Raw genomic sequence first — 12,476 nt, forward strand, 5'->3', positions numbered from 1 at the left:
AATAGAATGAAAAAGAATTTACAAAGAGTGGTTGCGGGAGCTGTGGTATTTTCAATGCTACTACCTAGCACAGCCTTCGCAGCTAACAATATAAATAAATCTGAAACAGTATATGTAATTAAAAATAATGGTGAGATAAGGGATAAGACCGTATCTGTTTGGCTTAATTCAGAAGAAAATATAAGGACAAAGGACAGGACAAACCTTGAAGATATTAAGAATTTAAAGACTGATGAAAAGATAGATTCAAAGGGTGGATTTATTGAATGGGACGAAGATAAGAAAGATATTTACTACCAAGGAAAGAGTGAGAAAGATCTTCCGATAGATGTAAATATAAAATACTTTTTGGATGGAAAAGAGATGAAATCCAGTGAGCTCAAAGGAAAATCAGGCCATTTAAAGATAGAAATCTCAGCAGAAAATAAAGAGTTTGCAGTTAAAAAGATAGGTGGAAAAAACAAAAAAATCTATGCGCCATACACAGTTTTAAGTGCCATGAGTTTCGATTCAGAAATCGCATATAATATAGAAGCAAAAGATTCCAAAGTCGTAAAGGATGGCAAGAATGAAATAGTAACCACTGTCTTAACTCCTGGACTCAGAGAAAACTTTGAAAATATATTGGAAGAAAGACAGATGGAAGAATTTAGAAATAGTTCTACCATAGAAATGGATGTAAAGGACTATGAACCAATAGAAGCCTATGTGGTGATTTCAAACGAACTATTCCAAAATAAACTGGATATAGAATCCATAGATAAACTTCGAGATGGAGTAAGAGAACTCGAAGACAATTCTCAAAAACTTGTGGATGCATCTGTAAAACTATCTAAAGCTCAAGGTGAGCTAAATAATGGAATAGCAAAGATGGGAGACGGAGCCAAGAAATTGGAAGATGGTTCAAAAGAACTCTACGATAAATCTGGCGAACTTGAAAACAAGTTTGACGAAGTAATAGAAAAGATAAAGCCAGTACCAGAATATGCTGCCAAGATGGATGACGGAGGTAGTAAACTTTCAACAGGCATCACAAAATACACAGAAGCAGTTGGAAAGATGAATGAAAATACAGGCAAGATGGTAGAAGGAGCCGGCAAACTTGCACAAGGTTCAAGAGAATTAGATGAAGGTTTGGGAAAACTAAAAATTGCAACATCTCAGCTTAGAGAAGGCTCATCAAAATTATCTAAAGTAAACGATCTAAAGGATAATCTAGTAGGTAAGCTTACAGAACTCAAAGCTGGAATAGGTGAGTTGAGCACTGGGGCAAATAGTCTTCACCAAGGATTAACACAAGCATCACAAGGTGCAAACGAACTATCTCAAAAAAATGCGGCATTAAATGGAGCAATCCAAGAAATGAACTCAAAAGTTCAAGGTATAACTGGAGCAGATTTACCAGGCATGCAAAACCTAGATGTATCTTCTGATTTACAAAATATAGGTGTAAATGCAAAATCTATTGGAAATAACTTGGCAGAAGTACAAAATGCGATAACACTCCTAAGTCAAGTGAAAGATCCTACAGGACAAGTACAAGAAGCAATACAAATTCTTGCAGGAGCATCTCAAAATATAGGAGCAAACGCACAAGGCATCGCAGGATCTACAAAAAGTGTAGGATCTAAGCTAGAATCACTTCAAAACCTAAGCGGAAGCCTCGGAAATATTTCTTCACAAATAAAAGTATTAAAAACCAATATGAATAGTGTTGCAACAGCTTCAAATGGAATAAATGGAGGAATGGAAGAACTTTCTTCAAGTCTAAATGAATTGGAAGCTGGAGCAGGCAGAATCTCCGGAGGACTCCAAGCGATAGATGCATCTCTAGAAAAAGGAATGGGAGAAGTTACAAATGGAATGGACCTATCTGAATTAAATAAACTTGGAGAATCTCTAGTAAAATTAGATGATGCAACTGGACAATTAAAAGAAGGATCCCAAAAGCTAAGAGCAGGCACAGAAGAAAGTGAAGCAGGAGTAGAAAAACTTGCTTCAGCAATAAATGAACTAGATGGCAACTCCGAAAAATTAAATTCGGGAGCAAGTGAACTCTCTAATGGTCTTCATGAATTCAAAGAAAAATCCAAGATGTTAAATGATTTTCCAAGACTAAAGACAGAAGGAATCTCACCAATGAGGGAGGGAATTTGGAAAATAAACGATGGCATACACACACTAAGTGATGGAACTATAAAACTTGAAAATGGAAGTGTAGAGATAGATACAGCTATGAAGACATTTAGCGAAAAACTACAAGAATTTAAACAAAAGGGAATAGACGAACTGGATAATAAGACTAGAGAGCTTCCAGAATTTAAAGAAATTGTAGACGAAATGAGCAGACTAGCTAAGGAAGAATCCTCATTTACAGGAACAACAGAAGGATTTGAAACCAAATTTAGAATAATAGAAAAGATAAAATAGAAAAATAATTCACCTTGACTCCGGAGCAAGACTTCGGGGTCTTTTTTAAATAAGAAAATGAGGCGGATATCTTTTATGAATTAATAAATACTAAATAGTATCCCTTTAAGGCTTTTAAATCTTCAGCACTAAAAGCACCGTCTTTTGGATAGCCTTCATACCAAGTAACTTCACCTCTGTAGGTTACTTCTACTGTTCCATTGACATAATAATTGTCATAGTCTATGCATATCGCATGGAGAGTTCCTTTTACCTCTCCGTCATCATAATCGATGGCTCTTGGATAGTCAAAGTCCTTTCCATATGTTTTTTTGATTTGCTCAAACCTTTTGTACTCACCGTTAACTACATATATGTCGCCTTTTGATTTGTCGATTTTTATAGATTTACTATCAAAATTTCTTGCATCAACACTTAAACTTGTAGTAATTAATGAAAGCATTATTAGAAGAGCAAATACTACTTTTCTAAATTTCATAATTACCTCCATATGGTAAATAAATAAAGTATCCGCCTCAAATCAAGTATATCACAAAAAAAAAAAAACAGACTACGGTAATTTGATAAAATTTACTATTGCAATTTATCACGAAGAGGCGTAAAATTAATAAAAATGTCAAGAATATAAGGAGGATATTATGGAAAAATCATATTCAAGTTCCAAATCATTAGAAATTACAAAATCTATTAAAAAAGTAACTCTAGCTTTGCAACATATGATTGCAATGTTTGGTGCTACTGTTTTGGTTCCCCTTTTAACAGGGTTCAATGTTTCAACTTCACTGATGTGCGCAGGGATAGGTACTCTTATTTTTCACTTTTGTACGAAAAAGAAGGTACCTGTTTTTTTAGGTTCATCTTTCGCTTTTATACCAGTTATTCAGTCTGTCGCTAAATCCTATGGTTCTTTGGCATACGCTCAAGGTGGGATCGTCGTGGCAGGCTTTATTTATGTAATCCTATCTTTATTCATTAAAAGGATAGGTGTTAAGAGAATTACAAAATATTTTCCAGCACAAGTGGTTGGTCCAATGGTTATAGTCATAGGTTTTAATCTTCTACCTACTGCAGTTTCTATGGCAAGCTCCAACTTCATAGTTTCAATAGTAACCTTTACTGCATGCATCCTACTAAGCAATTTTACAAAAGGTTTTACAAAACAACTTGCGATTATAATTTCTGTAACTGTTGGATATCTTCTAAGTTTAAAACTTGGGATCGTAGACCTTGCTCCTCTTAAGAGTGCAGAGTTTTTAAATCTTCCTCCAATCACTCTTCCTAAGTTCAGCCTTGGTGCAATCTTTACCATTGCTCCAGTTGTAATAGCTGTATTTATGGAACATATTGGAGATATAACTACCAACTCTCAAGTAGTTGGAGAAAACTTTATGGAAGATCCAGGACTTAATAGAACTCTACTTGGTGATGGACTTGCAACTGTCATGGCAGGGATGATCGGTGGCCCGGCAAACACAACCTACGGAGAAAATACAGGTGTACTTGCCCTTACAAAAAATTATGATCCATCTATTTTAAGACTTGCCGCAGTATTTGCAATAATCCTCGGATGCGTCGGATATATAGGAGGATTCTTACAAACAATTCCTACCGCAGTCATGGGTGGTATATCAGTTATACTCTTCTCAATGATCGCCCTTGTAGGTTTTAAAACTATAAAGAATTCAAAAATGGATTTTAATTTAAAAAATATAATCACCATGGCAACTATTATAATAATCGGCCTTGGACCAAATGCGGGACTTAATATAGGAATAAAAATAACTGACATGGTAAGCCTATCAGGGCTATCACTAGCAGCGATTGTAGGAATTTTGATAAATGTAATATTTACTCTTTATGAAAATAAAATAGAAAAAGAAACAATGTGAAATTAATTTTCACAAAAGTATTCAAAAACGCCTCCTTTAGTATATAATTATTAAAAGGAGGTTTTTTTATGAAGGAAAACAACGAAGGCTTCAGCTCGATAGTCGGTTTTATAATGGTGGCTATTGGCCTTGCTCTAGGAATCGGATCTCTCTGGAGATTTCCATATGTAGTTGGAGAAAATGGTGGAGCCATATTCATATTTATGTATATAGCAATAATACTTGTAATAGGAATTCCACTTATGACTGCAGAGGTAACTATCGGATTTAAAACTCAAAGGACTGCCATAGACGCATACAAAACTCTAAGTCCAAAAACAAAATGGTACTACGCAGGATATCTACATACATTAGCAGCGATACTAATAGTTGGATATACATCACCAATCTACGCTTGGATTTTAAAATATATTTCTCTATCCTTAACTGGGGGATTCACAGGTCTTAATAAGGATATGATTGTGAGTCTATTTAATGATTTCAACGCAGATAAGAATATGGTCTACCTATTCTTTATGATAAATTTAGTTCTAAATGCTGTGGTAATTATATTTGGAATTCAAAACGGAATAGAAAGACTATCCAAGATACTTATGCCAATATTATTTGCAATAATGGCTGTAATAATATTCTATGCAATAAGCCTTGATACCAGTGGAGAAGGACTAAGATTTCTATTTTCACCAGATCCAAGCAAATTTTCAATTAAATCAGTAATCACATGTCTAGGTCAGGCGTTCTTTGCTCTGGGACTTGCGATGCTCGGCTCCATGGTATTTGGATCATATATAAAACAAAAGGATGAAAATATATTTAAAACTTCTACTATTATATGTAGTGCCTTAGTCCTTGCGGGAATCTTCGCAGGAATGATGATACTACCAATAGTATTTGCAACAGGACTTACACCGGGAGAAGGAGTTTCACTTACATTTTTAACCCTACCAAATGCATTTAATGTAATTCCATATGGAAATGTACTTGCAATACTATTCTACTTTGGATTTTATATAGCAGCATTTACATCTTCAGTTGGAGTACTAGAAGCAGTGACAGGACAATTTAGTGAAAAGTTTAATATTTCTAGAAAAAAAGCTCTCCTTATAGCGTTTATAATCGTAGCAGCAATCGCATATGTATCAGTTAATAACGACGCATTCTTTAACTTTATAGACAATGTAGAATCAAACTATATCTTAGTAATAGGAGTACTCTTAATAGCAATCTTCACAGGATATGTTTGGGGAATAGAAGAAGCGATGGATGCTGCAAACATAAAGAATAAATTTATAAGAACCTGGATGAAAGTAAGTATAAAATATATCTCACCAGTAGTTATAATAGTAATCTTTATAAGTCAATTTATAAAATTTTAAATGAATATCAATCGGCATTAAGACATGCCGATTTTTTAGTGAAATCGCAGTAAGCACTTATAAAATAAATAAACCTTTAAAAATTCTAAAAAAATAATAAAATAAAATATTTTTATTCTTAATCGTTGTAATCAATTAAAATAGCGAAAGATAGTATGAAAAAATTCTTAAAATGGAAAACCGTAAAAATATTTATGAAAACCTTTTACTTTATCGTTGAAAATTTAACATGATAAAGGTATAATTAAGTTATCTTAATAATAAGGAGGAAGACATGGAAGACAAATTATTAGCAATAGTAAAATCTATTAATGGAGTGCTTTGGGGCGTTCCAATGATGGTAATCCTCGTAGGATGCGGTATTTTTTACACACTAGCATTAAGAGGAATCCAAGTAAGAGACTTTGGATTAGCATTTAAGAAAGCTTTTTCCGGCTTCAGTTTAAAAGGAAAAAAAGCTGGCGCTGACGGAATGAGTTCTTTCCAATCACTAGCAACAGCAATCGCAGGACAAGTTGGTACTGGTAACTTAACAGGATCAGCAACAGCTATTATTTCAGGGGGACCTGGAGCAATATTCTGGATGTGGATCAGTGCTTTCTTCGGAATGGCAACAATATTCGCAGAAGCAGTACTAGGACAAAAGTACAAAGTTGTTAAAGACGGACAAGTAACTGGTGGACCAGCTTACTACCTAAGAAATGGTATCCATTCAAAAGTACTAGCAGCACTATTTGCAATATTTATTACAATAGCACTAGGACTAGTAGGTAACCTTGTACAAGCTAACTCAATAGGACAAGCATTCTCAAGTGTTATTGACGTTCCTACATGGGTAGTTGGACTTGTAATAGTAGTTATCTCTGGATTTATCTTCATCGGTGGAGTTGGTAGAATCGCATCTGTAACAGAAAAAATAGTTCCAGTAATGGCATTCTTCTACATACTAGGTGGACTTATTATCCTTATTAAAAACGGTGGAGCGACAGCAGACGCATTTAGACAAATCTTCGTAGGAGCATTCAAACCTGAAGCTGTACTAGGTGGAGCTGCAGGGGTTACAGTACGTCAAGCAGTTAGATACGGGGTTGCACGTGGACTATTCTCTAACGAAGCTGGTATGGGTTCAACACCACATGCTCACGCAATAGCAAAAGTTAACCATCCATGTGACCAAGGTCTAGTAGCAATCGTAGGTGTATTTATAGATACATTCGTAGTTCTTACAATCAACGCACTAGTTATAATAGCAACTGGCGCAAACCAAATCGACGGACTAAAAGGAATCAAAGTTACACAAAAAGCATTTGAACTAGGAATAGGACATATAGGTGTAGCATTTATAGCAGTAGCATTATTCTTCTTTGCATTCTCAACTATCATCGGATGGTACTTCTATGGAGAAGCAAACGTAAGATACCTATTTGGACAAAAAGGAATAGGAGCATACAGAATACTAGCACTAGTATTTATCTACCTAGGAACTATGTTCGAAGTAGACTTAGTTTGGGAACTTGCAGATATGTTTAACGCAATGATGGTAATCCCTAACGTAATCGGGGTAATCGGACTTTACAAAGTAGTTCAATCTACACTTAACGAATATCAAACATTAAAACTAGATGTAAATCCAAACGCATAAAAATTAAATTAAAGAAAAGCTTCAGAGAAATCTGGAGCTTTTTTTAATGGGTATGCTATCTACATAACATAAAAATTAAAATTAGATGCTCTACATAGAGCATTTAAATTTAAAAAAACTTTTTAGAGGAAGCAATTTTCTTCCATTAACATGGATACTAAAATCTATTCAATCAGGCGAAGCCGTGGGAAAGCAAAACATCTGATTTGTCTTTGTAGCGGAAGCATATTGCTTCCACAGCCGAGAGGCTACAATGAACATCCAAACTTAACCACACCAGAGTTATACCCATTCGACTTCGACGGTTCCGTTAAAACTCCACCGTCTCCGCTCAGGGTGACCGCCTTCCATTAGGACTATTCGTAATACTACCACCCCAACTGCAGTCATCCTGAGAGGCAGTCGAGTTCTGCAAATCAGCCTTCACTTCAATCGGCTTCTTTGGAACTCTTTGCATAAGATCTGCAACGATCTTCCCAACTACAGTCACCCTGAGCGGAAGAGCCGAAGGCTCTGGAGTCGAATGGGTATAACATCCGAGGACCTAGTCAAAGCAAATAAAATAATTTTAAAAATACCGATTAATAATTTTTATATCTCATGCTATACGTCTAGCATCAAAAATAAAAGCTCAAAGGAGATCACGATTACAGAAACTCTAAAATTCTAAACCACGTCGACCTATAAATCGCAACTCGCTACGCTCAAACAGTGCGATTTATAGCCGGTCTCCTTAGGTTTGAATTTTGACGAGTTTCTTTCAGACGGATCTCCTTTTGAGCATTTTATTTTATAGAAATATGAATCAGAAATAAGGATTTTATTGAATAGGTCGTAGGGAAAGTTTTGTATTTGTTTTTAGAGAAAACTTATAAAATAATTATCTTTGTAGCGGAAGCAATCTGCTTCCATCAGCCTTGATACTAAATTAATGTAACTTAGCCGTTAGGCGTAAAACAACAAAAATTTATATGCACGCCCATATAATTCTTACTAACAATCTTAGTACAGATAAAACCTATACCACCACAAGTGATTTTTGCTTTCGGCGTTAAGAAATTTTCCACTGTCTGAGCGTAGCGAGTTTGGAAAATTTTAGCCGAATAAAAAAATCACTACCAAAACCTCCCAATGCGAGGTGGGTAGAGGGAGCTCGATTGGCAGTCGAGTTCTGCAAATCAAACTTCGCTATGCTCGTTTTCTTTGGAACTCTTTGCATAAGACCTGCAACGAAATCAAAGATTTCGGCTAGGGCTTTAACAAGGGAGGAAACTGCGAGTCTCGAAGAGAAAACCGCAGGTTTTTTCGAGAGACGTTAATTGCCTCCCTCTCCCTCGTAAAAGAAAATTGGAAGGAGAAAGAATAAGGTTTGGTTATTCATAAGATATTTATATATTTTTATTTTATTTCCCATGCTCTAAGTAGAACATGAAAAAATAGAAACAAACAAACTTTTAAAACAAACAAAAAAAGCGGCTTAGCCGCTTAAATTTTTATATCTATTTACTTTCATTTATTGCATCGATTATTGCGTTTCTAAATCCGCCCCGTTCTAGTGCGTGGACTCCCTTGATGGTGAGACCTCCTGGAGTGGTGGATTTTCCTTTTAATTTTCCGAGTTCCTCCACATCGCCTAGTATTACGTCGCAGCATCCTCTTACGGTGCGAGTCATCAAATCTGTGGCGAGATTTCTCTCCATTCCTCTTAGTACTGCTCCGTCTGCTGCTGCTTCCATAAACATGTAGAAGTATGCTGGAAGACATCCTGCCATCACAGATAGAAGCATGGTGTCCTCTTCTTTTAAGTCGTAGACTTTTCCCAAGACTTCAAATGTTTTAATGACTTCTCTATATTCTTCTTCCTTTAGATTTACATTTGTTGCACCCATCACTCCGTCGTTTATGGCAACCGGTGTGTTCGGGATTAAGATCATAAATTTGTCATGAAGCTTATTTAGTTCCTTAGATCCTATCTGAGGCGCTACGGAGATAAATATCTTGCCAGTTTTAACCTCTTTTACAGATTTTAAAAGCTCTGGATAAGATGTGTGTGGCGTTGCTAGGACGATGACGTCGCTATCTCTTACTATTTCTTTTAAATCTTCGTAGACCCTGATATTTTCGCCGCTAAATTTAATCTTTCTTCTATTGTAAACGGACACGGGACATCTATTTGCAAATCCTTTTGCCAAGGCTTTGCCCATGTGACCTAGCCCAACTACAGCTATTTTCATTTCTCACCTACTTTATAAAATAATTTAGTACGATTCCTAGCACTGCTCCCATGCCTATAAGTTTTAATAGATCTACCTTTTTATAATATAGAACTAGACCTAGGACGAAGCACACCGCTGCAGGGATGCTGATATTAGAAATACCATATCCATTTGGAAATACAGACTGAGAAAATAGTGATATGGCAGTGATTAAAATCAGCGATACCACTCCAGCCTTGATTCCATTAAGCATCCAGTCGAGAAGCTTAAAGGTTTTTTTCTTGGAAAATAAAAAGTATCCAAGTATCATCATCAGTATAAATTGAAATGTGACAACTCCTGCTGTTGCAAAGACGCTTCCGATTATGCCTCCTACCTTTTGTCCGACAAAGGTCGCGGAATTTATTGCAATAGGTCCTGGAGTCATCTGAGAAATGGAGATTAGATCCAAGAACTCTTGGGGAGTCATCCAACCATTTTGTTTTACTACGAATTCATTTATAAGTGGAATGACTGCGTATCCTCCTCCGAATGCCATCATTCCAATCTTTAAAAATATGAGGTAAAGTTTTAAAATCATTTTCTACCTCCTATTCCAAAGACTATTATTCCTGATAGTGCTGAAAATATAATTAAATAAACTGTATCCACATTTGTAAACATGCCCAAAAGGAATATTATCGCCATGACTACCGATGAAAACAAAGGATGTTTTTTGTAGGCGGTCTTGCCCATTCTAAGTACTGTTATAAATAGTACCGCGGAGATGATGCCGCTTATGCCAAGAAGGGCTGATGAGATGAAGAAATTTTCTTTAAATTCTGTGTAAAATTTCGCCACCAAGGATAGGGTTATTAAACATGGAAGGGTGGATGCTACTAGTGCCACCACTGCTCCCACAGGACCACAGACTTTGTATCCGGTGAGTATTGATGTGGAGATTGCCATAGCGCCAGGACCACCCTGTGCCAAAGCAACTATATCAAGCATATCATCTTCAGAGATGGCTTCAAGTTCTTCTACAAAGACGTCCTTTACTATTGGAACGATTGTGTAGCCGCCGCCGAAAGTAAGTGCATTTATTTTAAAAAATGTAAGAAATAATTTAATTAAGCTAATTTTCTTCATATAACACCTCATTTAAAATTATAACATAGCAAAATTATAAAAATAACTTGGGTTTAATAGTTAAATGAGATTATATTAGATCTAAATAATCTCCGTATCCTTCCTTTTCCATATCTTCCTTCTTTATAAATCTGAGACTCGCACCATTTATACAGTATCTAAGTCCGCCTGATAGAATCGGACCATCGGGGAACACATGACCTAGGTGAGAGTCGGCTTCTTTGGATCTAACTTCAGTCCTTCTCATTCCGTACCTTTCATCTAGAACTTCTTCAAGTTCTACGCCTTTTGCGGGCTTGGTAAAAGATGGCCAGCCGCAACCGGCGTTAAACTTGTCCTTTGAGGAGAATAGCACTTCTCCAGAGACGATGTCCACATAGATTCCGTCGCGAAACTCGTCGTTAAGTGGTGAGGTAAAAGGTCTTTCTGTGCCATTATTTTGAGTAACCTTGTAGGATACTTCGTCTAAATTTTCTATTTCTTTTGTAAAATCTTTTTTCATAAATCCTCCAGATTATTATTAATATATTTATTTAATAACATTTCAATAAAAAAGACAACCTTTATGGTTGTCAGTCATTTATAATTTTATTTTCTATAAAAGTTTTTAAATCTTCCTTGGTCATTTCGCCACTTGCAAGTTCCTTCAAAGCCAAGATATGTTCATCTACGAATTCTTCTGCATCTTTTAAAATTCTGTCTTCACTATTTAGACTTATGTTAAAAGGAATTGATTGCTCTCTTATCGCCTGTCTTAAAAATATATTTACTGCACTTGATAGATTGAGTCCAAGTTCATTGAATAATTTATCTGCCTCATTCTTTAAATCTGAATCTACTCTTATACTTATAGTTGTACTTGACATAGTATCCCTCCTTAAATAAATTATAACATTTTCTATTACAGCGTCAATACACAGTAACACAAAACACTTTAAGAGTTCATGTCTTCAAACTTGGATAAGTCATGATATAATATTAATAATAATATTGGAGGTTACTATGAAAAATAATAATAAATCTAATAAATCTTTAGAAAAAATAAATAAAGAAAAAGAAAATTCGAGAAAGAGCAACCTGACCTTCGGTGTGATTTCCATACTCATCCCAATAGGTGCAGAGTTTTACTTCGGCAAGAGTCCTTATATGGAGAGTACGACTCTTATGATGATTTTGTGGATGTTTGTAAACTATATGTTTTTAACTACCACCTACCAACTCATTGTAAACTACACGCCGATCATGACTCTAAAGGGACTTACCATGAGAAAGACGAGGTTAAATTTAAATCTTCTCACCTACTATGCGGCGATTGTGTTTTTTAACGCATACTTTCTCTACAATCTATACACCAGGGACAATGTAATCATCTCAAGGCTTGCAAATCCAATACTTATGGTGATGGTTCTACTAACATTTTTTATAAATCTATACAGCGGAATCTTTCCAAAGATTACGAAGAAGGACAATGTGACCCTCTACGATGTAAGTGATAAGCTTCCATTTAGAAATGGTCGTGAAAAGGTGGATGTCCTTGCTGGGATTTATGAAGGCGGCCTTGTGGTTGGGATAAATAAATTTAGATTTTCCACTATTAATAATATTTTTGAAGATAAGGATACCTTGGTCATCCGTGGAAAGGACGAAGAGGGCGCTTACAGGGTAAATATTTCCGCTCCAAAGACCAAGTACATGATGAAAAACTATATAAGAGCAGCAGAAGAGTTGAAGCTTCTTTCTAGGGACGTTATAAATATTTCTTATGAAGATCTATAATCTTTACATGAGTTTTACA

The 12,476-nt window shown here is 35.7% G+C and carries 11 protein-coding genes; 5 read left to right on the forward strand and 6 right to left on the reverse strand.

Going from position 1 to position 12,476, the window contains the following annotated elements:
- The first annotated feature begins 6 nt into the window (after positions 1 to 6).
- Positions 7 to 2,430, forward strand: coding sequence for a YhgE/Pip domain-containing protein (locus tag HMPREF9225_RS01650; protein WP_008901187.1), 2,424 nt, complete (start codon positions 7 to 9; stop codon positions 2,428 to 2,430).
- 73 nt (positions 2,431 to 2,503) lie between these two features.
- Here HMPREF9225_RS01650 and HMPREF9225_RS01655 read toward each other — a convergent pair whose 3' ends face one another.
- Positions 2,504 to 2,908 (reverse strand): hypothetical protein, encoded by a 405-nt coding sequence (locus tag HMPREF9225_RS01655; RefSeq protein WP_040551262.1) that lies wholly within the window; start codon positions 2,906 to 2,908, stop codon positions 2,504 to 2,506.
- A 160-nt stretch (positions 2,909 to 3,068) separates the two neighbouring features.
- Here HMPREF9225_RS01655 and HMPREF9225_RS01660 point away from each other — a divergent pair, with 160 nt between their 5' ends.
- The 3 genes from HMPREF9225_RS01660 to HMPREF9225_RS01670 all read left to right on the forward strand — a co-directional run bounded on the left by HMPREF9225_RS01660 (position 3,069) and on the right by HMPREF9225_RS01670 (position 7,337).
- Entirely contained in the window at positions 3,069 to 4,319 is a 1,251-nt protein-coding gene (locus tag HMPREF9225_RS01660) for a uracil-xanthine permease family protein (RefSeq protein ID WP_008901189.1), read from the forward strand.
- Between the two features lie 68 nt (positions 4,320 to 4,387).
- Positions 4,388 to 5,695 carry a sodium-dependent transporter gene (locus HMPREF9225_RS01665; RefSeq protein WP_008901190.1) on the forward strand — a complete coding sequence of 436 codons (1,308 nt, stop codon included), beginning with the start codon at positions 4,388 to 4,390 and terminating at the stop codon, positions 5,693 to 5,695.
- 274 nt (positions 5,696 to 5,969) lie between these two features.
- Positions 5,970 to 7,337, forward strand: a complete 1,368-nt coding sequence (locus HMPREF9225_RS01670) for an alanine/glycine:cation symporter family protein (protein WP_008901191.1) — start codon at positions 5,970 to 5,972, stop codon at positions 7,335 to 7,337.
- Between the two features lie 1,499 nt (positions 7,338 to 8,836).
- Here the strand turns inward: HMPREF9225_RS01670 and HMPREF9225_RS01675 are convergent.
- The 5 genes from HMPREF9225_RS01675 to HMPREF9225_RS01695 all read right to left on the reverse strand — a co-directional run bounded on the left by HMPREF9225_RS01675 (position 8,837) and on the right by HMPREF9225_RS01695 (position 11,547).
- Positions 8,837 to 9,571: a pyrroline-5-carboxylate reductase family protein gene (locus HMPREF9225_RS01675; protein WP_008901195.1), complete on the reverse strand. Its 735-nt coding sequence runs from the start codon at positions 9,569 to 9,571 to the stop codon at positions 8,837 to 8,839.
- Between the two features lie 7 nt (positions 9,572 to 9,578).
- Positions 9,579 to 10,133, reverse strand: a complete 555-nt coding sequence (locus HMPREF9225_RS01680) for a chromate transporter (RefSeq protein ID WP_008901196.1) — start codon at positions 10,131 to 10,133, stop codon at positions 9,579 to 9,581.
- Positions 10,130 to 10,681 (reverse strand): chromate transporter, encoded by a 552-nt coding sequence (locus tag HMPREF9225_RS01685; protein ID WP_008901197.1) that lies wholly within the window; start codon positions 10,679 to 10,681, stop codon positions 10,130 to 10,132. Before HMPREF9225_RS01685 ends, HMPREF9225_RS01680 begins: the two co-directional genes overlap by 4 nt.
- A gap of 70 nt (positions 10,682 to 10,751) precedes the next feature.
- Positions 10,752 to 11,183 (reverse strand): peptide-methionine (R)-S-oxide reductase MsrB, encoded by a 432-nt coding sequence (gene msrB / locus HMPREF9225_RS01690; protein ID WP_008901198.1) that lies wholly within the window; start codon positions 11,181 to 11,183, stop codon positions 10,752 to 10,754.
- Between the two features lie 70 nt (positions 11,184 to 11,253).
- Positions 11,254 to 11,547, reverse strand: a complete 294-nt coding sequence (locus HMPREF9225_RS01695; protein WP_083772987.1) for a type II toxin-antitoxin system RelB/DinJ family antitoxin — start codon at positions 11,545 to 11,547, stop codon at positions 11,254 to 11,256.
- 136 nt (positions 11,548 to 11,683) lie between these two features.
- Between HMPREF9225_RS01695 and HMPREF9225_RS01700 the strand changes: the two genes are divergently transcribed.
- A complete protein-coding gene (locus HMPREF9225_RS01700; RefSeq protein WP_008901200.1) occupies positions 11,684 to 12,457 on the forward strand; it encodes a hypothetical protein in 774 nt (257 codons plus the stop codon).
- The last annotated feature ends 19 nt before the right edge of the window (positions 12,458 to 12,476 follow it).

It is taken from the genome of Peptoniphilus duerdenii ATCC BAA-1640, assembly GCF_000146345.1.
GTDB classification, from domain to species: domain Bacteria; phylum Bacillota; class Clostridia; order Tissierellales; family Peptoniphilaceae; genus Peptoniphilus_B; species Peptoniphilus_B duerdenii.